This window comes from Escherichia sp. WS568 (genome assembly GCF_046486085.1).
GTDB lineage: Bacteria > Pseudomonadota > Gammaproteobacteria > Enterobacterales > Enterobacteriaceae > Escherichia > Escherichia coli.
In genome coordinates this window covers 15,730-39,818 of record NZ_JBJQMC010000026.1, presented here as the reverse complement: position 1 = coordinate 39,818, position 24,089 = coordinate 15,730, and the positions used below count along the sequence as shown (strand labels likewise).

Annotated in this window: 26 protein-coding genes; 17 read left to right on the top strand and 9 right to left on the bottom strand. The window is 47.2% G+C overall.

Annotated features, from left to right (window positions below; genetic code table 11):
- Positions 1-54: 54 nt before the first annotated feature.
- Complete coding sequence (locus tag ACJHWR_RS21785) at positions 55-918, bottom strand: YicC/YloC family endoribonuclease (protein WP_000621328.1); 864 nt, start codon at positions 916-918, stop codon at positions 55-57.
- A gap of 126 nt (positions 919-1,044) precedes the next feature.
- Between ACJHWR_RS21785 and rph the strand changes: the two genes are divergently transcribed.
- Together rph and pyrE are read left to right on the top strand one after the other, a co-directional pair.
- Entirely contained in the window at positions 1,045-1,761 is a 717-nt protein-coding gene (rph, locus tag ACJHWR_RS21780; protein ID WP_001247093.1) for a ribonuclease PH, read from the top strand.
- 65 nt (positions 1,762-1,826) lie between these two features.
- A complete protein-coding gene (gene pyrE, locus ACJHWR_RS21775) occupies positions 1,827-2,468 on the top strand; it encodes an orotate phosphoribosyltransferase (RefSeq protein WP_000781153.1) in 642 nt (213 codons plus the stop codon).
- Positions 2,469-2,504: 36 nt separating this feature from the next.
- Here the strand turns inward: pyrE and slmA are convergent, their stop codons facing one another.
- The 3 genes from slmA to coaBC form a co-directional block, all read right to left on the bottom strand.
- Positions 2,505-3,101 (bottom strand): nucleoid occlusion factor SlmA, encoded by a 597-nt coding sequence (gene slmA, locus ACJHWR_RS21770; RefSeq protein ID WP_000818598.1) that lies wholly within the window; start codon positions 3,099-3,101, stop codon positions 2,505-2,507.
- A gap of 106 nt (positions 3,102-3,207) precedes the next feature.
- A complete protein-coding gene (gene dut / locus ACJHWR_RS21765) occupies positions 3,208-3,666 on the bottom strand; it encodes a dUTP diphosphatase (RefSeq protein ID WP_000976070.1) in 459 nt (152 codons plus the stop codon).
- The gene (coaBC, locus tag ACJHWR_RS21760) at positions 3,644-4,864 is read right to left on the bottom strand and encodes a bifunctional phosphopantothenoylcysteine decarboxylase/phosphopantothenate--cysteine ligase CoaBC (RefSeq protein ID WP_000050149.1); all 1,221 of its coding nucleotides are present in this window, start codon (positions 4,862-4,864) and stop codon (positions 3,644-3,646) included. The genes dut and coaBC overlap by 23 nt, the downstream gene beginning before the upstream one ends.
- 171 nt (positions 4,865-5,035) lie before the next feature.
- Here coaBC and radC point away from each other — a divergent pair, with 171 nt between their 5' ends.
- From radC to mutM, 4 genes are all read left to right on the top strand, one after another.
- Positions 5,036-5,704: a RadC family protein gene (radC, locus tag ACJHWR_RS21755; RefSeq protein WP_001297375.1), complete on the top strand. Its 669-nt coding sequence runs from the start codon at positions 5,036-5,038 to the stop codon at positions 5,702-5,704.
- Positions 5,705-5,920: 216 nt separating this feature from the next.
- The gene (gene rpmB / locus ACJHWR_RS21750) at positions 5,921-6,157 is read left to right on the top strand and encodes a 50S ribosomal protein L28 (protein ID WP_000091955.1); all 237 of its coding nucleotides are present in this window, start codon (positions 5,921-5,923) and stop codon (positions 6,155-6,157) included.
- A gap of 20 nt (positions 6,158-6,177) precedes the next feature.
- Positions 6,178-6,345 (top strand): 50S ribosomal protein L33, encoded by a 168-nt coding sequence (gene rpmG / locus ACJHWR_RS21745; RefSeq protein WP_001051798.1) that lies wholly within the window; start codon positions 6,178-6,180, stop codon positions 6,343-6,345.
- Positions 6,346-6,442: 97 nt separating this feature from the next.
- Entirely contained in the window at positions 6,443-7,252 is an 810-nt protein-coding gene (gene mutM, locus ACJHWR_RS21740) for a bifunctional DNA-formamidopyrimidine glycosylase/DNA-(apurinic or apyrimidinic site) lyase (RefSeq protein ID WP_001114533.1), read from the top strand.
- Positions 7,253-7,290: 38 nt separating this feature from the next.
- On the opposite strand, the gene coaD is transcribed toward mutM, so the two are convergent.
- Positions 7,291-7,770, bottom strand: coding sequence for a pantetheine-phosphate adenylyltransferase (gene coaD, locus ACJHWR_RS21735; RefSeq protein ID WP_001171866.1), 480 nt, complete (start codon positions 7,768-7,770; stop codon positions 7,291-7,293).
- Positions 7,771-7,777: 7 nt separating this feature from the next.
- On the bottom strand, positions 7,778-9,055 hold the full coding sequence (gene waaA / locus ACJHWR_RS21730) for a lipid IV(A) 3-deoxy-D-manno-octulosonic acid transferase (RefSeq protein WP_000891574.1): 1,278 nt from the start codon (positions 9,053-9,055) through the stop codon (positions 7,778-7,780).
- 412 nt (positions 9,056-9,467) lie between these two features.
- Here waaA and rfaQ point away from each other — a divergent pair, with 412 nt between their 5' ends.
- The 9 genes from rfaQ to ACJHWR_RS21685 all read left to right on the top strand — a co-directional run bounded on the left by rfaQ (position 9,468) and on the right by ACJHWR_RS21685 (position 18,601).
- Complete coding sequence (gene rfaQ / locus ACJHWR_RS21725) at positions 9,468-10,526, top strand: lipopolysaccharide core heptosyltransferase RfaQ (RefSeq protein ID WP_000360395.1); 1,059 nt, start codon at positions 9,468-9,470, stop codon at positions 10,524-10,526.
- Positions 10,523-11,647 carry a glycosyltransferase family 4 protein gene (locus ACJHWR_RS21720; RefSeq protein WP_000634266.1) on the top strand — a complete coding sequence of 375 codons (1,125 nt, stop codon included), beginning with the start codon at positions 10,523-10,525 and terminating at the stop codon, positions 11,645-11,647. Before rfaQ ends, ACJHWR_RS21720 begins: the two co-directional genes overlap by 4 nt.
- The gene (gene rfaP, locus ACJHWR_RS21715) at positions 11,640-12,437 is read left to right on the top strand and encodes a lipopolysaccharide core heptose(I) kinase RfaP (protein ID WP_012311767.1); all 798 of its coding nucleotides are present in this window, start codon (positions 11,640-11,642) and stop codon (positions 12,435-12,437) included. The genes ACJHWR_RS21720 and rfaP overlap by 8 nt, the downstream gene beginning before the upstream one ends.
- A gap of 15 nt (positions 12,438-12,452) precedes the next feature.
- The gene (gene waaO / locus ACJHWR_RS21710; RefSeq protein WP_001272755.1) at positions 12,453-13,469 is read left to right on the top strand and encodes a lipopolysaccharide 3-alpha-galactosyltransferase; all 1,017 of its coding nucleotides are present in this window, start codon (positions 12,453-12,455) and stop codon (positions 13,467-13,469) included.
- A 16-nt stretch (positions 13,470-13,485) separates the two neighbouring features.
- Positions 13,486-14,481, top strand: a complete 996-nt coding sequence (locus tag ACJHWR_RS21705; protein WP_001001734.1) for a glycosyltransferase family 8 protein — start codon at positions 13,486-13,488, stop codon at positions 14,479-14,481.
- 9 nt (positions 14,482-14,490) lie between these two features.
- Positions 14,491-15,183 (top strand): lipopolysaccharide core heptose(II) kinase RfaY, encoded by a 693-nt coding sequence (rfaY, locus tag ACJHWR_RS21700; RefSeq protein WP_000633097.1) that lies wholly within the window; start codon positions 14,491-14,493, stop codon positions 15,181-15,183.
- 25 nt (positions 15,184-15,208) lie between these two features.
- Complete coding sequence (locus ACJHWR_RS21695) at positions 15,209-16,237, top strand: UDP-galactose--(galactosyl) LPS alpha1,2-galactosyltransferase (RefSeq protein ID WP_000364801.1); 1,029 nt, start codon at positions 15,209-15,211, stop codon at positions 16,235-16,237.
- Positions 16,238-16,318: 81 nt separating this feature from the next.
- A complete protein-coding gene (locus ACJHWR_RS21690; protein WP_000064018.1) occupies positions 16,319-17,302 on the top strand; it encodes a glycosyltransferase family 2 protein in 984 nt (327 codons plus the stop codon).
- Between the two features lie 45 nt (positions 17,303-17,347).
- The gene (locus ACJHWR_RS21685) at positions 17,348-18,601 is read left to right on the top strand and encodes an O-antigen ligase family protein (RefSeq protein ID WP_012311869.1); all 1,254 of its coding nucleotides are present in this window, start codon (positions 17,348-17,350) and stop codon (positions 18,599-18,601) included.
- A 69-nt stretch (positions 18,602-18,670) separates the two neighbouring features.
- Here the strand turns inward: ACJHWR_RS21685 and rfaC are convergent, their stop codons facing one another.
- Genes rfaC through rfaD form a run of 3 tightly spaced genes read right to left on the bottom strand, consistent with a single transcriptional unit; the run spans position 18,671 to position 21,634 of the window.
- Positions 18,671-19,642, bottom strand: a complete 972-nt coding sequence (gene rfaC, locus ACJHWR_RS21680; protein ID WP_001264603.1) for a lipopolysaccharide heptosyltransferase RfaC — start codon at positions 19,640-19,642, stop codon at positions 18,671-18,673.
- 3 nt (positions 19,643-19,645) lie between these two features.
- Positions 19,646-20,692 carry an ADP-heptose--LPS heptosyltransferase RfaF gene (rfaF, locus tag ACJHWR_RS21675; RefSeq protein ID WP_000699228.1) on the bottom strand — a complete coding sequence of 349 codons (1,047 nt, stop codon included), beginning with the start codon at positions 20,690-20,692 and terminating at the stop codon, positions 19,646-19,648.
- A 9-nt stretch (positions 20,693-20,701) separates the two neighbouring features.
- Complete coding sequence (gene rfaD, locus ACJHWR_RS21670; protein WP_000587756.1) at positions 20,702-21,634, bottom strand: ADP-glyceromanno-heptose 6-epimerase; 933 nt, start codon at positions 21,632-21,634, stop codon at positions 20,702-20,704.
- Positions 21,635-21,847: 213 nt separating this feature from the next.
- Here rfaD and kbl point away from each other — a divergent pair, with 213 nt between their 5' ends.
- Both kbl and tdh read left to right on the top strand, forming a co-directional pair.
- Positions 21,848-23,044, top strand: a complete 1,197-nt coding sequence (gene kbl, locus ACJHWR_RS21665; RefSeq protein WP_001213842.1) for a glycine C-acetyltransferase — start codon at positions 21,848-21,850, stop codon at positions 23,042-23,044.
- A 9-nt stretch (positions 23,045-23,053) separates the two neighbouring features.
- Complete coding sequence (gene tdh, locus ACJHWR_RS21660; protein ID WP_410226716.1) at positions 23,054-24,079, top strand: L-threonine 3-dehydrogenase; 1,026 nt, start codon at positions 23,054-23,056, stop codon at positions 24,077-24,079.
- The last annotated feature ends 10 nt before the right edge of the window (positions 24,080-24,089 follow it).

The window sequence follows — 24,089 nt, the reverse complement described above, 5'->3', positions numbered from 1 at the left end:
TGTTTGAGTGGGCGGCATTTGTGAAGGCTGAAAAGGAAGAATTGGCGTTACGAGTTATTCAATGTTCTGAATCTGCTCGCGCATCTGCTCAATCAACACTTTCAGCTCAATCGCGGAGTTTGTCACTTCGGCATTGATAGACTTCGAAGCAAGAGTGTTCGACTCGCGGTTGAACTCCTGCATCATAAAGTCCAGACGACGGCCAACCGCTTCTTTTTTCTTCAGAATGTTGTAGGTCTCTTTGACATGCGCTTCGAGGCGATCCAGTTCTTCGGCAACGTCAATTCGTTGTGCCAGCAGAACCAACTCCTGCTCCAGACGGTTGTTTTCCAGTTGCACCTGAGCATCTTCCAGCTTCGCGACCAGACGCTCACGCTGCCATTGCAGGATTTCCGGCATATGGGCGCGGACTTTGACCACTTCGGCGCTGACGCCTTCCAGACGCTGCTCAATCAACACTTTCAGCGCCTGACCTTCGGTTTCACGTGCGATGATAAAGTCGTCCAGCGTACCATCCAACGCCGCGAGAATTTCAGCGGCAATCGCGTCGAGATCCTGCTCCTGGGCTGCCATCACGCCCGGCCAGCGTAGAATATCAACCGGATTGATTTCCCCTTCGTCACTCTGCATTTTTACCCAGTTCGCGGCAGTTACCAGCTGTTTAGCCAGTTTTTCGTTGAGGATCAGCTCACCTTGCGCGCTAACATCTGGCTCATAGCGCAGGGTACATTCCACTTTACCGCGCGTCAGGCGAGAACGAATACGCTCACGAACGACAGGTTCAAGGCTACGGAACTGCTCCGGCAGACGAAAGTAAGTTTCCAGATAACGCTGGTTTACCGAGCGCATTTCCCAGGTTGCGCTCCCCCATTCACCCTTGATTTCACGCCGGGCGTAGGCGGTCATACTGCGGATCATAGACGTTCCTGTTTATAAAAGGAGAGGTGGAAGGATTATAGCCATCGATGCCTTGTCAGGATAGGAATAACCGCCGGAAGTCCGTATAATGCGCAGCCACATTTGTTTCAAGCCGGAGATTTCAATATGCGTCCAGCAGGCCGTAGCAATAATCAGGTGCGTCCCGTTACCCTGACTCGTAACTATACAAAACATGCAGAAGGCTCGGTGCTGGTCGAATTTGGCGATACCAAAGTATTGTGTACCGCCTCTATTGAAGAAGGCGTGCCGCGCTTCCTGAAAGGTCAGGGCCAGGGCTGGATCACCGCAGAGTACGGCATGCTGCCACGTTCTACCCACACCCGTAACGCGCGTGAAGCAGCGAAAGGTAAGCAGGGTGGGCGCACAATGGAAATCCAGCGTCTGATCGCCCGTGCTCTTCGCGCAGCAGTAGATTTGAAAGCGCTGGGTGAGTTCACTATTACGCTGGACTGCGACGTGCTTCAGGCTGATGGTGGCACGCGTACCGCTTCGATTACGGGTGCCTGCGTGGCGCTGGCAGATGCGTTACAGAAGCTGGTGGAAAACGGCAAGCTGAAAACCAACCCGATGAAAGGGATGGTAGCCGCGGTTTCTGTCGGGATTGTGAACGGCGAAGCGGTTTGCGATCTGGAATACGTTGAAGACTCTGCCGCAGAGACCGACATGAACGTAGTGATGACCGAAGACGGGCGCATCATTGAAGTGCAGGGGACGGCAGAAGGCGAGCCGTTCACCCATGAAGAGCTGCTCACCTTGTTGGCGCTGGCCCGAGGGGGAATCGAATCCATTGTAGCGACGCAGAAGGCGGCGCTGGCAAACTGATTTTTAAGGCGACTGATGAGTCGCCTTTTTTTTGTCTGTAGAAAAGTAAGATGAGGAGCGAAGGCATGAAACTATATCAGCGCCAGTTTATTGAATTTGCGCTTAGCAAGCAGGTGTTAAAGTTTGGCGAGTTTACGCTGAAATCCGGGCGCAAAAGCCCCTATTTCTTCAACGCCGGGCTGTTTAATACCGGGCGCGATCTGGCACTGTTAGGCCGTTTTTACGCTGAAGCATTGGTGGATTCCGGCATTGAGTTCGATCTGCTGTTTGGCCCTGCTTACAAAGGGATCCCGATTGCCACCACAACTGCCGTGGCGATGGCGGAGCATCATGACCTGGACCTGCCGTACTGCTTTAACCGCAAAGAAGCAAAAGACCACGGTGAAGGCGGCAATCTGGTTGGTAGCGCGTTACAAGGACGCGTAATGCTGGTGGATGATGTGATCACCGCCGGAACGGCGATTCGCGAGTCGATGGAAATTATTCAGGCCAATGGCGCGACGCTTGCTGGCGTATTGATTTCGCTCGATCGTCAGGAACGGGGGCGCGGCGAGATTTCGGCAATTCAGGAAGTTGAGCGTGATTACAACTGCAAAGTGATCTCTATCATCACCCTGAAAGACCTGATTGCTTACCTCGAAGAGAAGCCAGAAATGGCGGAACATCTGGCGGCGGTTAAGGCCTACCGCGAAGAGTTTGGCGTTTAAAGAAACTCGCCGGATGAAAAGTCATCCGGCGTCATATTACTGCAACTGTGCAGCAATTAGCGGCCAGCGGGCGTCAAAGTCATCCGTCGGGCGGTATTTAAACTCGCTGCGGACAAAGCGTGACAGCATACCTTCACAGAAGGCCAGGATCTGGCTTGCCAGCAGGGTTTCATCCGTCGCGTAGCCTTCGCCCTCACGCATTCTCTTTTCACGCAATACCTGACGCAACTGCGCTTCAATACGCTCGAATAGCTGGTTGATGCGCCCTTGCAGGCGATCCTGTTCAAACATTAGTGCATGACCAGTGAGGATGCGGGTCAGGCCAGGATTACGCTCACCAAAACCGAGAAGCAGCAACACAATCAGACGCAGGCGCGCTGTGGTGTCTTTCTCATCTTTCAGAATCAGATTGATGCGAGTAATCAGGCTATCTTCGATAAACTCAATCAGGCTATCGAACATGCGGGTCTTACTGGGGAAGTGGCGATACAGTGCCGCTTCGGAAACGCCGACAGAGGCGGCCAGTTTTGCCGTCGTGATACGTTGGCTTCCATCGCTGGATTCCAGCATCAGCGCCAGAGACTGAAGTATTTCCTCGCGACGGTTCCTTTTCGCAGTTTGTTTTTCTGCCATGTTACAAAATACCCCTGAAAATAAGCACTTGCCAGGCGGCACCCACGCTATGACCGCAAACGAAATGTTTGCGGCTATGTTATGACGTTATTCGGATGCGTATGTGTTACTGACGACCAGAGTGACCAAAGCCGCCTTCACCGCGGTCGGTGGCGTCGAAATCTTCCACCAGATTAAATTCAGCCTGTACTACCGGAACAAAAATCATCTGGGCGATGCGTTCGCCAGGTTGAATGGTGAAGCTGTCCTGACCACGGTTCCATACGGAAATCATCAACTGGCCCTGATAGTCAGAATCGATCAATCCTACCAGGTTACCAAGCACGATACCGTGCTTATGTCCCAATCCGGAGCGCGGCAGCATCATTGCCGCCAGTGAAGGATCGGCAATATGAATCGCCAGCCCGGTCGGAACCAGCGTAGTGTCACCCGGAGCCAGTTCTACGGCGTCGTCGAGACAGGCACGCAGGTCAAGTCCGGCAGAGCCAGAGGTGGCATAAGTCGGGAGCGGAAATTCCTTCCCAACGCGCGGGTCCAGAATCTTAACGTCGATTTTTTTCATCATAACGGGTCACGATCTCGTCGAGTAATAATTGGCCAAGGAGCTCTTTGCGCTCAAGCGGTAAGACTTTATCTCCGTCCTGCCAGAAAAGGTGTAATGCGTTGTTGTCGCTGTTAAATCCTTGAGTTGGCTGGGAAACATCGTTCGCGCAGATCAGATCAAGGTTTTTACGGATACGTTTTTGCCGGGCGTATTCTTCCACATTATTTGTTTCGGCGGCAAATCCAACGACGTAGGGTCGATGGTCTTTTAGTGCGGCAACGCCTGCGACGATATCGGGGTTTTTAACCATTTTTATTGTTAATTCATCACCCTGCGTGGCCTGCTTTTTGATTTTTTCTGGGGCCACGGTAGCTGCGCGATAATCCGCCACGGCGGCGCAACCGATAAAAATATTTTGCTGCTGTACAGAAGCATTCACGGCGGCTTCCATTTCCAGCGCGGTCATCACATCAACACGGTTAACAAACGGTGGCGTCGGTAGTGAAACCGGACCTGATACCAGCGTGACGTTCGCGCCACGACGGGCTGCGGCGGCGGCGATAGCAAAACCCATCTTGCCGGAGCTGTGATTAGAGATATAACGCACGGGATCGAGCGGTTCACGCGTCGGACCGGCGGTAATCATAATGTTCAGATGTTTCAGGTCGTTGACGGGCGAAAAATGCGCTACCGCCATATCCACAATGGTTAACGGATCGAGCATTCGCCCTGGGCCGATATCACCACAAGCCTGACTGCCGCTGTCTGGCCCCCAGATGAGCAAACCACGCGAGGCAAGCACCTCTAAATTATGCTGGGTGGCGGCGGCACGGTACATCTGCTGGTTCATGGCGGGGAGCACGGCTACAGGCGCAGGTGTAGCCAGACAAATCGTCGATACCAGGTCATTCGCCATTCCGGCAGCAACACGGGCAATTAAATCTGCCGTGGCAGGGGCGAGAATCACTAAATCAGCCCATTTACCCAGCTCAATATGGCCCATAGCGGCTTCGGCTGCCGGGTCCAGCAGACTGTCGGAAACGGGATAACCAGAAACCGCCTGCAAGCTAAGTGGGGTGATAAAGGCTTTTGCCGCTTCGGTCATGGCTACGCGGACGTCGGCCCCGCGATCGCGCAAACGACGCACCAGTTCAGGGGTTTTATAGGCAGCAATACCGCCGCTGACGCCGAGAACGATTTTTTTACCGGCCAGGCTCATGATGATTTTTCCTGTTGGGTGACACCAGAAGTTGGCGATTTTATCACAATACTTTTGTTGTCGTGCCTTCACCTGAGAATCACTTTGCGAGGCGCTTTCCAGGATTGAAAACTGGCCGTCGATTTAACGGAACGGCTATGACAGGATGCGAGCACCACAAAGGAGGTGAAGGTGAAAAACAATGCACAGCTGTTGATGCCGCGCGAAAAAATGCTGAAGTTTGGTATTAGCGCCTTAACGGATGTCGAGCTGCTGGCGCTATTTCTGCGTACCGGAACGCGCGGTAAAGATGTATTAACCCTGGCAAAAGAGATGCTGGAGAATTTCGGCTCTCTTTATGGCTTGTTAACCTCTGAATATGAACAGTTTAGTGGCGTTCATGGAATTGGCGTGGCGAAATTCGCCCAGTTAAAGGGGATTGCCGAACTGGCGCGGCGTTACTACAACGTGCGGATGCGTGAAGAAAGCCCTTTACTCAGCCCGGAGATGACGCGGGAATTTTTACAAAGCCAGCTTACGGGCGAGGAGCGGGAGATCTTTATGGTGATCTTTCTCGACTCACAACACCGGGTTATAACGCATAGCCGTCTTTTTTCCGGCACGCTAAACCATGTTGAAGTCCATCCTCGGGAAATTATCCGCGAAGCGATAAAAATAAATGCCTCGGCGCTGATCCTTGCACATAATCACCCTTCGGGTTGTGCTGAACCCAGTAAAGCGGATAAACTCATTACTGAACGGATAATAAAGAGTTGTCAGTTCATGGATTTACGCGTGCTCGACCATATCGTGATTGGGCGTGGAGAGTATGTTTCTTTTGCCGAACGCGGCTGGATTTAACCCGCTATGCGCGATCCTTCGGGATCTTTGTCTGTTCGGGACTTGAGCACATCGCTGAGTCAGCGTATACTACGCCACCTTTGAGAATCTCGGGTTTGGCATTTGGGCCTGGCAATCGAGAGTTCACATAGAACTGCGATGACCGGGCTGTAAAGCCTGACGAGGCGCCAATACCCCATACGAAGCTCGAGCTAATTTGATTTTTGGAGAATAGACATGTCCCGAGTCTGCCAAGTTACTGGCAAGCGTCCGGTGACCGGTAACAACCGTTCCCACGCACTGAACGCGACTAAACGCCGTTTCCTGCCGAACCTGCACTCTCACCGTTTCTGGGTTGAGAGCGAGAAGCGTTTTGTCACCCTGCGCGTATCTGCTAAAGGTATGCGTGTAATCGATAAAAAAGGCATCGATACAGTTCTGGCTGAACTGCGTGCCCGTGGCGAAAAGTACTAAGTACTTAGAGGAAATAAATCATGGCTAAAGGTATTCGTGAGAAAATCAAGCTGGTTTCTTCTGCTGGTACTGGTCACTTCTATACCACTACGAAGAACAAACGTACTAAGCCGGAAAAACTGGAACTGAAAAAATTCGATCCAGTTGTTCGCCAGCACGTGATCTACAAAGAAGCGAAAATCAAATAATTTTTGCTTTGATGTAACGAAAAACCTCGCCCCGGCGGGGTTTTTTGTTATCTGCCTGCCCCCATATTGACTGCATCTGTTCATTCCTGGAGATGCTATGCCTGAATTACCCGAAGTTGAAACCAGCCGCCGCGGCATAGAACCGCATCTCGTTGGTGCAACCATTCTTCATGCGGTGGTGCGCAACGGACGCTTGCGCTGGCCGGTTTCAGAAGAGATCTACCGTTTAAGCGACCAACCAGTGCTTAGCGTGCAGCGGCGGGCTAAATATCTGCTGCTGGAGCTGCCTGAGGGCTGGATTATCATTCATTTGGGGATGTCTGGCAGCCTGCGCATCCTTCCAGAAGAACTTCCCCCTGAAAAGCATGACCATGTTGATTTGGTGATGAGCAACGGTAAAGTGCTGCGCTACACCGATCCGCGCCGCTTTGGTGCCTGGCTGTGGACCAAAGAGCTGGAAGGGCACAACGTGCTGGCCCATCTTGGACCGGAGCCGCTTAGCGACGATTTCAACGGTGAGTACCTGCATCAGAAGTGCGCGAAGAAAAAAACGGCGATTAAACCATGGCTGATGGATAACAAGCTGGTGGTAGGCGTAGGGAATATCTATGCCAGCGAATCTCTGTTTGCTGCGGGGATCCATCCGGATCGGCTGGCGTCATCACTGTCGCTGGCAGAGTGTGAATTGTTAGCTCGGGTGATTAAAGCGGTGTTGCTGCGTTCGATTGAGCAGGGTGGTACAACGCTGAAAGATTTTCTGCAAAGTGATGGTAAACCGGGCTATTTCGCGCAGGAATTGCAGGTTTACGGGCGAAAAGGCGAGCCGTGTCGGGTGTGCGGTACGCCGATTGTGGCGACTAAACATGCGCAGCGGGCAACGTTTTATTGTCGGCAGTGCCAGAAGTAATTGATGCGAGCCGGATGGCATACCATCCGGCATAAACGCTACGCTAACTTCGCCATCAGCGCCTGATGGACATTCTCCGGCAGGAAATGGGTGACATCGCCCTGATGGCGCGCCACCTCTTTCACCAACGATGAAGAGATAAACGACCACTCTTTCGACGGCATCAGAAACACACTTTCCAGTTCCGGCATTAAGTGGCGATTCATATGCGCCAGCTGCATTTCATATTCAAAATCCGCCACCGCACGCAGGCCACGAATCAGCACCGTAGCGTGTTGATTACGGGCGAAGTTCGCCATCAAATCACTAAACCCGACCACTTCCACGTTCCCCAGATGCGCGGTTGCCTGCTGTGCCAGCGCCACACGCTCTTCCAGGGTAAACATCGGTTTTTTACTGGGACTAGCGGCAATCGCCAGAATAACGTGATCGAACATTTGCGTGGCGCGCGTCACGATATCGATATGACCATTGGTAATGGGATCGAAAGTACCCGGATAAATCGCCCGTTTTTGCATAACAACCTCAATGCGTTTTCGGTGGCAGGTAAGGTTCCAGCAGTTGAAGCAGACGCTGTAGTGCGCCCTGGTTTTGATACAGCACTTCAACGGCATGACGGCCATAGAAACTACGGTAATCGGCGTCGGTGAGTAAAGAGGAAACCTCTTTTGCAAGCGTAGTGGCATCGGTAACGGTAATCAGCCCGCTTGCCTGCTCCAGCCGCGCGCAAATGTCTTTAAAGTTAAACGTATGCGGCCCCATCAATACCGGAATAGCGTGTGCGGCCGCTTCCAGCGGATTATGCCCACCACGTTCAACCAGTGAACCGCCAACAAAGGCGAGATCGGCAATGCCGTACAGTAACATCAACTCGCCCATCGTATCGCCAACCACAACCTGCGTGCTGGTGGAGGGGACTTCCCCTGAAGATCGTGTGATATAGCTTAGTCCAGCCTGGCGGACAAGGTTAATCGCATCCGGGAAGCGTTCCGGATGACGGGGTACCAGGATGAGCAATAAATTCGGGAATTGCTGTAACAATGCCTGATGTGCGGCGATCACCACACTCTCTTCGCCTTCGTGAGTGCTGGTGGCAATCCATACCGGGCGGTGTGGTGCCCACTGGCGGCGCAGCGTCACTGCTTTAGCAGCCAGTTGCGGCGTTACAGAAATATCGAATTTCAGGCTACCGGTGACGGTCACCTGATTATTTTTTGCGCCCAGTGATACAAAACGTGCACCATCTTCTTCATTTTGCGCAGCAATCAGCGTAATACGACGCAGCAAGCGACGGACGAATTTACCCAGTTTGGCATAACCTGCGGCCGAGCGGGCAGAGAGTCTCGCGTTAGCGATCACCAGCGGAATTTTACGTTTATGTAGCGCCGCAATCAGGTTAGGCCATAGTTCGGTTTCCATAATCAACACCAGTTTAGGGTCGACTTTATTCAGGAAACGATTAAGCGCATCGGGCAGGTCGTACGGCAGATAAACGTGCTGAACATCCTTCCCGAAAGCCGATTGTACGCGCTCCGAACCGGTTGGCGTCATGGTTGTAACGGTAATCGGTAAATCAGGATAACGATGGCGCAGCGCGCGCACCAACGGGATCGCCGCCAGAGTTTCACCGACGGAGACGGAGTGCAGCATAATGCCGCCTGGTTTTAGCGGATGGCGGTAAAAACCGTAACGTTCACCCCAGCGTTTTCGATAGGCCGGAGCCTTACGTCCGCGCACCCAGAGCCGTATCCAGATCAGCGGCTGAATAAGGTAGAGAAGGGCGGTGTAAAGCAATTCGAGCATAGTAAATAGCTGACTTATGGATGTGCTGGGGATTCTATGTATTTAGCTGTGGCTTTACCATTACTTTTCCCGTTTTTGACTTAAATAGCAATTTACCCGCCAATTCTTGCTGAACATCTATACTTTTTTTGTATTTTTATGCGATTCATTGATTTCTGCAGTACGTGCAGGAAGGAATCGCAGAGCAACAGTAAAAGAATATGGTTGCTAATGATTTTATTTGATTGATTTCTTTATTGAAAATCAACAATGTGCTTAAAAATCATTCGGGTCGGATTGCCGCGAAAGAAGTGATACACTAGCGCGTCAATATCAGTGCGGTATCAGTATTCAGGTAGCTGTTGAGCCTGGGGCGGTAGCGTGCTTTTTCTGCTTCACCTTAATCGGATAATCTCAACAAAAAGAGTTACTTGTGGATAAGCCATTTCGAAGAATTTTGCTCATTAAGATGCGTTTTCATGGGGATATGTTATTAACTACTCCCGTCATTAGTTCGCTGAAAAAAAATTACCCTGACGCAAAAATCGATGTGCTGCTTTATCAGGACACCATCCCGATCCTGTCTGAAAATCCAGAGATTAACGCGCTCTACGGCATAAAAAATAAAAAAGCAAAAGCCTCAGAAAAAATTGCCAACTTTTTCCATCTCATCAAGATATTACGTGCCAATAAGTATGACCTTATCGTTAATCTTACCGATCAATGGATGGTTGCTATACTGGTTCGCTTATTAAATGCCCGTGTGAAAATTTCCCAGGATTATCATCATCGGCAGTCTGCTTTTTGGCGTAATAGTTTCACTCATTTGGTGCCGTTGCAGGGTGGAAATGTGGTGGAAAGTAACTTATCCGTGCTGACGCCATTGGGACTTGAATCGTTGGTGAAGCAGACAACCATGAGTTACCCGCCTGCAAGCTGGAAACGTATGCGTCGCGAACTTGATCACGCTGGTGTTGGACAAAATTATGTGGTTATCCAACCTACGGCGCGGCAAATCTTCAAATGCTGGGACAACGCCAAGTTTTCCGCTGTGATTGATGCCTTACATGCTCGTGGTTATGAAGTCGTTCTGACGTCCGGCCCAGATAAAGACGATCTGGCCTGCGTCAATGAAATTGCGCAGGGATGCCAGACGCCACCAGTAACGGCGCTGGCCGGAAAGGTGACCTTCCCGGAACTTGGTGCGTTAATCGATCATGCGCAGCTGTTTATTGGCGTTGATTCCGCACCGGCGCATATTGCCGCTGCAGTTAATACGCCGCTGATATCGCTGTTTGGTGCGACAGACCATATTTTCTGGCGTCCCTGGTCAAATAACATGATTCAATTCTGGGCGGGAGATTACCGGGAAATGCCAACGCGCGATCAGCGTGACCGAAATGAGATGTATCTTTCGGTTATTCCGGCGGCAGATGTCATTGCAGCTGTCGATAAATTACTTCCCTCCTCCACGACAGGTACGTCGTTATGATCGTTGCTTTTTGTTTATATAAATATTTTCCCTTTGGCGGTTTGCAGCGCGATTTTATGCGTATTGCTCAGACAGTTGCCGCCCGAGGTCATCATGTTCGGGTTTATACCCAGTCGTGGGAAGGCGAATGCCCTGATGTATTTGAACTGATCAAAGTGCCGGTTAATTCGCATACCAATCACGGGCGCAATGCGGAATATTTTGCCTGGGTGCAAAAACATTTACGTGAACACCCCGTCGATAGAGTCGTTGGATTTAATAAAATGCCGGGGCTGGACGTTTATTATGCCGCTGATGTTTGTTATGCCGAGAAAGTAGCGCAGGAGAAAGGCTTTTTCTATCGCCTGACGTCACGTTATCGCCATTATGCCGCCTTTGAGCGGGCAACCTTCGAACAGGGCAAGCCGACACAGCTGCTGATGCTGACAGATAAGCAAATCGCCGATTTCCAGAAACATTATCAGACTGAAGCGGAACGTTTTCATATTCTGCCACCGGGGATTTATCCTGATCGTAAATATAGCCAGCAACCAGCGAATAGCCGTGAAATCTTCCGTAAGAAGAATGGAATAACCGAACAACAATATTTATTGTTGCAGGTCGGTTCAGACTTCACGCGTAAAGGTGTCGATCGTTCCATTGAAGCACTTGCTTCGTTACCGGATTCGCTGCGCCACAACACATTACTATATGTTGTTGGGCAGGATAAACCGCGAAAATTTGAGGCGCTGGCAGAAAAACGCGGCGTGCGCAGTAATGTTCACTTCTTCTCGGGGCGCAACGATGTCTCGGAATTAATGGCGGCGGCGGATTTATTACTTCATCCTGCCTACCAGGAAGCGGCGGGAATTGTGTTGCTGGAAGCGATAACTGCAGGATTACCGGTACTAACAACAGCCGTTTGTGGCTATGCGCATTATATTGTCGACGCCAATTGCGGCGAGGCTATTGCTGAGCCATTCCGCCAGGAAACATTGAATGAGATTTTACGCAAAGCGTTAACGCAATCTTCATTGCGCCAGGCCTGGGCGGAAAATGCGCGACATTATGCTGATACACAAGATTTATACAGTCTGCCAGAGAAAGCGGCGGACATCATAACGGGTGGTCTGGATGGTTGAACTTAAAGAGCCGTTTGCCACGTTATGGCGCGGTAAAGATCCTTTTGAGGAAGTTAAAACCTTGCAGGGTGAGGTATTTCGTGAACTGGAAACTCGCCGCACTCTGCGCTTTGAAATGGCGGGCAAAAGCTATTTTCTCAAATGGCATCGCGGCACGACCCTGAAAGAGATAATCAAAAATTTACTCTCATTGCGGATGCCAGTATTAGGCGCAGACCGCGAATGGAATGCGATTCATCGACTGCGGGATGTCGGCGTTGATACTATGTATGGGGTGGCATTCGGCGAAAAAGGCATTAATCCGCTGACCAGAACCTCGTTTATTATTACCGAAGATCTGACACCAACCATCAGTCTGGAAGATTACTGTGCTGACTGGGCGACCAACCCACCAGATGTTCGCGTAAAGCGTATGCTTATTAAGCGTGTCGCGACGATGGTGCGCGATATGCATGCTGCGGGCATTAACCACCGTGACTGTTATATCTGTCATTTCCTGCTGCACTTGCCTTTTTCCGGTAAGGAAGAGGAGTTAAAAATTTCAGTAATTGACCTGCACCGGGCGCAGCTTCGCACGCGCGTTCCATGTCGTTGGCGCGATAAAGATCTTATTGGACTTTATTTTTCTTCGATGAATATTGGCCTGACTCAACGGGATATCTGGCGGTTTATGAAAGTGTATTTTGTCGCCCCGCTTAAAGACATTCTCAAGCAGGAACAAGGGCTGCTGTCGCAAGCAGAAGAAAAAGCCACAAAAATCAGGGAAAGAACGATTCGAAAATCGTTGTAATTTCCGGAGAGAAATATGAGTGCCCACTATTTTAATCCACAAGAGATGATCAATAAGACAATCATCTTCGATGAAAGGCCAGAGGCGTCAGTGGCATCATCATTCCATGTTGCTTATGGCATTGATCAGAACTTTCTTTTTGGTTGTGGTGTTTCAATCACGTCAGTTTTGTTACATAACAACGACGTGAGTTTTGTCTTCCACGTTTTTATTGATGATATCCCTGACGCCGATATCCAGCGTTTATCCCAATTGGCGAAAAGCTATCATACCTGTATCCAGATCCATCTGGTAAATTGTGAACGGCTTAAGGTATTACCGACGACCAAAAATTGGTCTATTGCCATGTATTTCCGTTTTGTAATTGCAGATTACTTTATTGATCAACAAGATAAGATCCTGTACCTGGATGCTGATATCGCCTGTCAGGGAACCTTAAAACCGCTGATAACAATGGATCTTGCCAATAACGTTGCTGCTGTTGTTACTGAACGCGATGCTAACTGGTGGTCGTTACGGGCTCAAAGTCTGCAGTGTAATGAACTTGAAAAGGGTTACTTTAATTCAGGTGTCCTGTTAATTAATACACCTGCGTGGGCGCAGGAGTCCGTTTCTGCTAAAGCGATGTCGATGCTTGCTGATAAAGCCGTCGTTTCCCGTTTAACCTATATGGATCAAGATATACTAAATCTTATCCTGTTAGGGAAAGTTAAATTCATTGATGCTAAATACAATACGCAATTTAGTTTAAATTATGAATTAAAAAAATCATTTATTTGTCCAATTAATGATGAAGCCGTATTAATTCATTATGTCGGCCCGACAAAACCCTGGCATTACTGGGCCGGTTATCCAAGCGCGCAGCCATTTATCAAAGCCAAAGAAGCATCGCCCTGGAAAAATGAACAGTTAATGCGGCCAATTAACTCAAATTATGCTCGTTATTGCGCCAAGCATAATTTTAAACAAAATAAACCAATTAACGGGATAATGAATTATATTTATTATTTTTATTTAAAGATAATAAAATGACATTGAGAAAAGTTAAATGAATGAATTTATAAAAGAACGGTTTTCGTATTTAGCAGATAATAAAAAAGAAAACGTCCCAGAGCTAAATGTTTCCTACGGTATCGATAAGAATTTTTTGTATGGTGCTGGCGTTTCAATTTCTTCCGTTTTGATTAATAATTCAGATATTAATTTTGTCTTTCATGTTTTCACTGATTATGTGGATGATGATTATTTAAAGTCATTTAATGAAACAGCAAAACAATTTAATACCTCAATTATTGTATATTTAATTGACCCAAAATACTTTGCTGATCTGCCGACGTCACAGTTTTGGTCGTACGCGACATACTTCAGGGTATTGTCCTTTGAATATCTGAGTGAAAGTATTTCCACACTGCTGTATCTGGATGCCGATGTCGTTTGTAAAGGAAGTCTGAAACCTCTCACAAAAATTATATTTAAAGATGAGTTTGCTGCGGTTATTCCTGACAATGATAGTACTCAGGCGGCATGTGCAAAACGTCTTAACATTCCCGAAATGAATGGACGTTATTTCAATGCAGGCGTTATCTATGTCAATCTTAAAAAATGGCATGAAGCAAATTTGACACCGTATTTACTCACGCTTTTACGAGGGGAAACTAAATATGGCTCTCTTAAATATTTAGATCAGGATGCGTTGAATATCGCATTTAATATGAATAATATCTACCTCGCGAAGGATTTTGATACTATTTATACCCTGAAAAACGAACTTCATGATCGTAGTCATCGAAAGTATCAGCAAACCATTACCGATAAAACAGTATTGATTCACTATACAGGGATAACTAAACCATGGCATAGCTGGGCTGGATATCCGTCTGCATCATACTTTAATATCGCGCGTGAACAATCTCCCTGGAAGAAATATCCTCTTAAAGAGGCGCGGACTGTTGCAGAAATGCAGAAACAATATAAGCATCTGTTTGCCCATGGTGAGTATATAAAAGGCATAACTTCATTAATTAAGTACAAGCTTAAGAAATAAATTACTCTTATGATTACAAGTATACGTTACCGCGGCTTCTCATTTTATTACAAAAATAATGATAATAAATATAAAGAAATCTTTGATGAAATACTGGCCTATAATTTCAAAACAGTAAAAGTATTACGTAATATTGATGATACCAAAGTATCGTTGATTGATACGAAATATGGTCGCTATGTTTTTAAAGTCTTTGCTCCGAAAACGAAAAGGAATGAACGTTTTTTAAAATCTTTTGTAAAAGGTGACTACTATCAGAATTTGATCGTTGAAACCGATCGTGTCAGAAGTGCAGGTCTTACTTTTCCTAATGATTTTTATTTTCTGGCTGAGCGTAAAATTTTCAATTATGCCAGTGTTTTTATCATGCTTATCGAGTATGTCGAGGGCGTAGAGCTCAATGATATGCCGATTATTCCAGAAGATGTTAAAGCAGAAATTAAGGCTTCAATGGAAAAATTGCATGCCTTAAATATGCTATCGGGCGACCCACACCGGGGTAACTTTATCGTTAGTAAAGATGGTGTCAGGATAATTGACCTATCCGGTAAAAGCTGTACGGCAGAGCGTAAAGCTCGTGATCGTCTGGCCATGGAACGTCACCTGGGTATTGCCAACGAAATAAAAGATTATGGCTACTATTCAGTAATCTACAGAACCAAACTACGCAAATTTATTAAAAAATTAAAAGGCAAAGCGTAAACCACACAGTCAAAACGGAACCAACATGGATTTATTAGCTGAGAGTATTACTGAAGTCGCTGTCTCTGGGGAAATTGCTAACACCGATCGTGTGTTAAATATCGCTTACGGTATTGACCGCAACTTTTTATTTGGTGCAGCAGTATCTATGCAATCAGTTGTTATGCATAACCCGGATCTTGCGGTTAAGTTTCATCTCTTTACTGACTACATTGATGAAGACTATCTACAACGTGTTAATGCTTTTACCAGCAAAAATGCTAACGTTGAAGTAAGAATTTATAAAGTATCCAGTGCCTTTATTGATATCTTCCCCAGCCTGAAACAGTGGTCTTATGCAACATTCTTCCGTTTAGTTGCGTTCCAGTATCTGAGTGAAACTATTGAAAATCTGTTATATATCGATGCTGATGTCATCTGTAAAGGCTCATTAGCTGGATTGCTTGATATTAATTTTGATGGCGATAAATTCGCAGCTGTTATTAAAGATGTGCCTTTTATGCAGGAAAAACCAGCGAAGCGTCTGGCTATAGAGGGGCTTCCAGGGAATTATTTCAACGCCGGTGTAGTATATCTGCAGCTTGAAGCGTGGGCGAAAAATGATTTTATGAATAAAGCCATTGCTATGCTGGCAAGTGACCCGCAGCACACGAAGTATAAATGCCTTGATCAGGATATTTTAAATATTCTGTTCTTTGGTCATTGTATTTTTATTAGCGGCGATTATGATTGCTTTTATGGCATTGACTATGAGTTAAAAAATAAAAGCGATGAAGATTATAAAAAGACCATTACCGATGATACTAAGCTGATTCATTATGTTGGCGTAACGAAGCCCTGGAACGACTGGACGAATTATCCCTGCCAGAAGTATTTTAATGAGGCTTATCAGGCTTCTTGCTGGAATGATGTGGCGTTTATTCCAGCCACGAATGAAAAGCAGTATCAAGTGAAATACCAACATGCAAAGAAAAATGGTGATACGTTTAACGCTTTTATTTACTTCATTAAATTCAAATTAAATAAGTATAAAAGAAAACTATTTAGGCAATAATAAAAATTATGGATGTCTAAGTTACAATAATAATTAAGGATGAGTCCTATCATATTTTATTAGTTCAGGCAAGAGAACACGATGAGCAATGATTACCCTTTAGTATCCATAATAATACCGACGTATAATTCATCTGATTACATTACTGAAACTCTAACGAAATTAGAAAAACAAACTTACCCAAATTTTGAAATTGTTATTGTTAATGATGGTTCTAAAGATAACACATCAAATGTTTTGAGAGAGTATGGGTTAACCCACTCTCGATTAATTATTCTCAATAAAGAAAATGGCGGTGTTTCGTCTGCCAGGAATACAGGTATCCGCAAGGCGCAAGGACAGTTTATATGTTTTATGGATGATGATGATGAGATAGATCCTAACTATCTGCTGAAGATGTATTCCAGACAACATGAGACGGGAGGGGATGCGATTTATTGTGGGCTTTATGGACATCATATAAAAAATGGTGTTACTTACTCACCTATAAATACAGATTTTAATGAAGGGTCTTTACTTTTCGATTTTTTTTATAAAAAGGTCAGATTCCATATAGGGTGCTTGTTTATAAGAAAACAACTCCTGGAAGATAATAATCTTTTTTTTGATGAAGATTTACGACTAGGAGAAGATCTGGATTTTATCTATCGACTGCTAATTACATGCGATATGTATGCGGTTCCATATTATATGTATAAGCATAACTATAGAGAAAATTCCCTAATGAACTCATGTAGAACCATCACTCATTATCGACATGAGTCATTTGCGCACGAAAGAATCTACTCTTCTGTGATGCAGTTATACAAAGGTAACCGGAAAGAAGAAATTCATACATTATTGAGTAAAAATAGAACTTATCATAAAACTCGTTATTTATGGAATGTTCTACTTAATGGCGATTTTGAATTATTAAATCAATTAGTTGAAAGCAATGAAAAAGAATTGAAAGATTGTAATCTTCTTGGCAAGAGAGATAAGAGGCGAGCAAAAATATTAGCATCAAAAAACTATATTCTCTGGAGGATGGTAAGACTGGTAAATAGAAAAAAGAATAAACGTTAGGTCTTGCATTAAATAACCCATCCTCGTAGCATAGGTTGAAATTATATGTCGTTTTGTTGGAAAGAAATTAACTCTGGTGTCAAGTCTTTAATTCTCATATTATGTATGTTGTCTTTAATGACTTTGTCTTTGTGGGATGATGTTGCAACAAAGTTTCTTCATGCAGCTGGAATTATATCTACATTATATTTTCTAGCGACAGCAAAAAAAACAATAACTAATAATCCTACTTTGTTAATTTTTATCTCATTATGTCTTTTGGGTATCGTTAATATCATCTGGTATTCACATTATAAAGTTTCAGGCTCGGTTTATACCAATGCATATCGTGGCCCAATGGAAACTGGAAAAATTGCCTTGTGTAGTGCTTTTATTTTCTTAGTTCTTTTTGCTAAAGATGAGATGAGAACAAAAATAAAATTTGGGAAACTAATTCTGTTCGCATCCCTGGCAACGCAGTTACTTTTTTTTGCGCATGCCATGTGGCAACATTTCTATTTAAACGTAGACCGTGTTGCATTATCAGCTTCCCACGCTACAACAGCAGGCTACATCATCCTTTTCCCTTCTTTACTGGCATCAATTCTCATTTTAAAATGCGACTTTAGACATAAAACAACATTATATACAATTAACTTCATGCTTAGCTTATGTGCTGTCATAGTAACTGAAACGCGTGCAGCCATATTAGTGTTTCCATTCTTTGCGTTAATATTAATCGTAATGGATAGTTATATTAATAAGCGAATTAATTATAAGTTATATTGTTTTATTGCGATTGCATTATTAGCAGGTGTGTTTTCTTTTAAAGATACATTGCTTATGAGAATGAATGACTTAAATAACGATTTAGTTAATTATTCGCATGATAACACCAGAACTTCAGTCGGTGCCCGTCTGGCAATGTATGAAGTTGGTTTAAAAACATATTCTCCAATAGGACAATCACTGGAAAAACGCGCGGAAAAAATACATGAACTAGAAGAGAAAGAGCCTAGATTAAGTGGCGCTTTACCCTTTGTAGATTCTCATTTGCATAACGATCTCATAGATACGTTATCAACGCGTGGTATTCCTGGAGTAGTATTAACAATTTTAGCCTTTTCAGCAATATTCATATATGCCTTAAGAACTGCTAAAGAACCTTATATTTTAATCTTGCTTTTTTCACTACTGGTAGTAGGCCTAAGTGATGTAATACTCTTTTCTAAACCGGTTCCGACTGCTGTGTTTGTCACCATAATATTGCTTTGTGCTTATTTTAAAGCACAATCGGACCAATGTTTATTAGATAAGTAATGAATATGTGAAATAAAATCAGCAAGGAAGCTGATTTTATTTCAAAATTATCTATTAAAGAGTTGTAATTTAAATCATGGCAGCGTTTTCTTCAATGAACCGCTTAACAGCATTTGCTGTCAATTGAGACAACTCATTCCCCGGAGCCCTACAAACCATCTGATTCTTCCCATACCCACCAATTAGTCCCGGATCGGTAGGTCCATAAACCGTGATATTGGGTCTATCCAGTGCCGCCGTTAAATGGCTTAACCCCGTATCCACCGACACTACAAATTTAGCCCCAGCCAGTACGCGGGCAACGCCTTCCAGACTCATCTTCGGCAATACTTCAACATAAGCAAATCCTTCCGCCAGTCGTTTCGCCCGTTCTTCCTCATGCGGCGCGCCCCACGGAAGTTTAATCCGTATTCCTGAATCAGCCAGTAAACCAATCAATTCTCGCCAGTGTTCTTCCGGCCAGTGTTTATCATCTCGGGTTGTTGCATGAAGAAATACGGCATATTCGCCAGCATCTGTAGGCAGGTTCGTCAGGAAATGCTGTGCGATAGCATAATCGCCCTGGGTTTGTGGTTTGCTATAGCCCAGACTTTTGGCAAACAGTTCGCGGGTGCGTTCTACGGCGTGCTGCTGTTTTGCAATATGATGTTTACGATTGTAAAACAGGCTGGCTAACGGTTCGCGAGCGGTTTGCCAGTCCATTCCATGCTTTACGCCATGCGCCAGACGCGTCACCAGCGCTGCGCTTTTTACCAGCCCCTGAGCGTCGATAACTGCGTCATAATTCTCTGCTTGTAGCGTTTCACGAAACGCTTTGCGTTCAGCTTTTATGGGGGCCGAGAACCAGGCTTTACGCCAGCGACGTATTGCCACAGGAATAACTCGCTCAACGGCGGCGTGCCAGGAAGGAATCTGTGTGAACCCTTCTTCCACCACCCAGTCAAACTTAATCCCTGGGATTGCCTGCTGGGCATCAGTGAGTGCGGGCAGCGTATGGAGAACATCGCCCATCGACGATGTTTTAACGATCAGAACCCGCATCCGTCAGGCTTCCTCTTGTAACAATAGCGCGTTGAGTTCTTCCAGTACGCGCTGGGGAGTAATGTCGATCAAGCTCTGGTGATAACCCTCCGCTGCGTCACCTTTACGCACTTTGTGATAGCCGGTAATCAGGCGGATCACGCGTGCTTTATGGGATAGCGGCGGTGTGAAGTCCGGGCTACTCGGACCATACAAGGCAACCAGCGGACGATTGAGCGCCGCCGCAACGTGCATCAGGCCAGAATCGTTAGTGACAATGGCTTTACAGGCTGCAATCAGGATAACCGCTTGATCAAGCTGTGTTTCCCCTGCCAGGTTCCGGCACCATGCCTGCTGCTCAGTATTTAAAGCGGCAAGAATCTCATTGCCCGCTTCATGATCTTTCGCAGAGCCAAACAGAACCACCTGATAACCTTCATCAATCAGCTGCTTTGCCAGCTCCGCATAGTGGTAGTGTGGCCAGCGTTTTGCCGGACCAAACTCCGCTCCGGGGCAAAAGCCAATCATCGGACGTTCTGATGAGAGCGAAAATTGATTACAGGTATATGATTTTTCACCTTCGCTCACCTGCAACTGCGGCCATAACAATGGCTGCGGCAGATCTTGTGCTGTACGCATAATGCCTTTGTCATAGGCCAGCGCCACATAGCGTTCCACCATTAGCGGCCAGGCTTCTTTATCGAGCACGCGTACATCGTTAAGTAAACCGTAGCGCATCTCGCCGCGCCAGCCGGTGCGATGAGGAATACCCGCGAAGAAAGGCACTAATGCGGATTTGAAGGAGTTGGGTAAGACGTAGGCGCGGTCGTAGCGCTTTTCACGCAGACTATGACCCAGTTTGCGGCGTTCGCCGATTTCCAGCGCTCCGTGACCGAGAGGCATAGGGATCGCTTCGTTAACTTCCGGCATCCGCGATAATAATGGACGGCACCATGCCGGTGCCATCACGTCGATTATCGCCTGGGGATAGCGCGCCTGGAGCGTGCGATAGAGACTTTGCGACATCATCATGTCGCCAACCCAAGACGGGCCGATCACCAGTATTTTCATGCAGAGCTCTTATGCGTCACGATTCAGCCAGGCCATGTATTCCGTTACGCCTTCGGCAACGGTTTTGAACGGTTTATCGTAACCCGCCGCGCGCAGATTCGTCAGATCTGCCTGCGTGAACGCCTGGTAGCGGCCTTTCAGTTTATCCGGGAACGGAATGTATTCGATTTGGCCTTTCTTGTGATAAGCAAGTGTAGCATCTGCTACTGCCTGGAAGGATTCCGCACGACCGGTGCCGAGGTTGAAGATGCCGGAAACGCCATTTTCCAGGAACCACAGGTTTACATCTGCCACATCGCCCACATAGACGAAGTCACGTTTGAAGTTCTCGCTACCTTCGAACAGCTTCGGTGATTCACCGTTATTAAGCTGGGTGTTGAGATGGAAAGCGACGCTCGCCATGCTGCCTTTATGGCCTTCACGCGGTCCATAAACGTTGAAATAACGGAAGCCAACAATCTGCGAGTTGGCTTCCGGCAGGATTTGGCGAACATATTCATCAAACAGGAACTTCGAATAACCGTAGACGTTAAGTGGTTTTTCGTACTCGCGGGATTCAATAAAGTCGGAAGTGCGTCCGCCGTAAGTGGCTGCAGAAGAAGCGTACAGCAACGGGATTTCGCGCTCCAGGCAGTAGTGCAGCAGCTCTTTGGAGTATTGATAGTTGTTATCCATCATATACTTGCCGTCCCACTCGGTGGTGGAAGAGCACGCGCCTTCGTGGAAAATCGCTTCGACATCGCCGAACTCTTCGCCAGCCATAATCTGGATCAGGAAGTCTTCCTTATCCATATAGTCCGCGATATCCAGATCCACCAGGTTCACAAACTTGGTGCCGTCTTTCAGGTTATCCACCACCAGAATATCGGTGATGCCTTTGTCATTCAGGGCTTTAACGATGTTGCTGCCGATAAAGCCCGCGCCGCCGGTAACGATGATCATAACTGTAACCTTCGAATTATGGAGTCAGAGACAATCTCAGACACGAATGCTTCTATCATATCACTACACGGCGTTGGCTTCAGCCATTCGCCAAAAGTGAGATTGATGGACGTTATTTATCCTGAATTTTGCAGAAGTGTTAATGCGTCATCTCGTCGCGACCTATAAGTTTGGGTAATATGTGCTGGAATTTGCCCTGTCTGGAGAATCGCAATGCGTGGAGAATTTTATCAGCAGTTAACCAACGATCTGGAAACCGCACGGGCGGAAGGGTTGTTTAAAGAAGAGCGCATTATTACGTCTGCGCAGCAAGCAGATATCACTGTGGCTGATGGAAGCCACGTCATTAACTTTTGTGCCAATAACTATCTCGGACTGGCGAATCATCCGGATCTGATTGCGGCGGCAAAGGCGGGAATGGATTCTCACGGTTTCGGCATGGCTTCGGTGCGTTTTATTTGCGGCACTCAGGACAGTCATAAAGAGCTTGAACAAAAACTGGCGGCCTTCCTGGGGATGGAAGATGCGATTCTCTACTCTTCCTGCTTTGATGCTAACGGTGGCCTGTTCGAAACGCTGTTAGGCGCGGAAGACGCCATTATCTCCGACGCACTGAACCACGCGTCTATTATTGATGGTGTGCGTCTGTGTAAAGCTAAACGCTATCGTTATGCCAACAACGATATGCAGGAGCTGGAAGCACGTCTGAAAGAAGCGCGTGAAGCCGGTGCGCGTCATGTGCTGATTGCCACCGATGGTGTGTTCTCGATGGACGGCGTGATTGCCAACCTGAAAGGTGTTTGCGATCTGGCAGATAAATACGATGCCCTGGTGATGGTAGACGACTCCCACGCGGTCGGTTTTGTCGGTGAAAACGGTCGTGGTTCCCATGAATACTGCGAAGTGATGGGCCGGGTCGATATTATCACCGGCACGCTCGGTAAAGCGCTGGGCGGGGCTTCTGGTGGTTATACCGCGGCGCGCAAAGAAGTGGTTGAGTGGCTGCGCCAGCGTTCTCGTCCGTACCTGTTCTCCAACTCGCTGGCACCGGCCATTGTTGCCGCTTCCATCAAAGTGCTGGAGATGGTTGAAGCGGGTAGCGAGCTGCGTGACCGTCTGTGGGCGAACGCGCGTCAGTTCCGTGAGCAAATGTCGGCGGCGGGCTTTACCCTGGCGGGAGCCGATCACGCCATTATTCCGGTCATGCTTGGCGATGCGGTAGTAGCGCAGAAATTTGCTCGTGAGCTGCAAAAAGAGGGGATTTACGTCACCGGTTTCTTCTATCCGGTCGTTCCGAAAGGTCAGGCGCGTATTCGTACCCAGATGTCTGCGGCGCATACCCCTGAGCAAATTACGCGTGCAGTAGAAGCATTCACGCGTATTGGTAAACAACTGGGCGTTATCGCCTGAGGATGTGAGATGAAAGCGTTATCCAAACTGAAAGCGGAAGAGGGCATCTGGATGACCGACGTTCCTGTACCAGAACTCGGGCATAACGATCTGCTGATTAAAATCCGTAAAACAGCCATCTGCGGGACTGACGTTCACATCTATAACTGGGATGAGTGGTCGCAAAAAACCATCCCGGTGCCGATGGTCGTGGGCCATGAATATGTCGGTGAAGTGGTAGGTATTGGTCAGGAAGTGAAAGGCTTCAAGATTGGCGATCGCGTTTCTGGCGAAGGCCATATCACCTGCGGTCACTGTCGCAACTGTCGTGGCGGTCGTACCCATCTGTGCCGCAACACGATCGGCGTCGGCGTTAACCGTCCGGGCTGCTTTGCCGAGTATCTGGTGATTCCGGCGTTCAACGCTTTCAAAATCCCCGACAATATCTCCGATGATCTGGCTTCCATTTTTGATCCCTTCGGTAACGCCGTGCATACCGCGCTGTCGTTTGATCTGGTGGGCGAGGATGTGCTGGTCTCTGGTGCAGGCCCGATTGGTATTATGGCGGCGGCGGTGGCGAAACACGTTGGTGCACGTAACGTGGTGATTACTGATGTTAACGAATACCGCCTTGAGCTGGCGCGTAAAATGGGTATCACCCGTGCGGTTAACGTCGCGAAAGAAAACCTTAATGATGTGATGACAGAACTGGGCATGACCGAAGGCTTTGATGTCGGTCTGGAAATGTCCGGTGCGCCGCCAGCGTTTCGTACCATGCTCGACACCATGAACCACGGCGGTCGTATTGCGATGCTGGGTATTCCACCGTCCGATATGTCTATCGACTGGACCAAAGTAATCTTTAAAGGCTTGTTCATTAAAGGTATTTACGGTCGTGAGATGTTTGAAACCTGGTACAAGATGACGGCGCTGATTCAGTCTGGCCTCGATCTCTCGCCGATCATTACCCATCGTTTCTCTATCGATGATTTCCAGAAGGGCTTTGACGCTATGCGTTCGGGCCAGTCCGGGAAAGTTATTCTGAGCTGGGATTAACACGAACAAG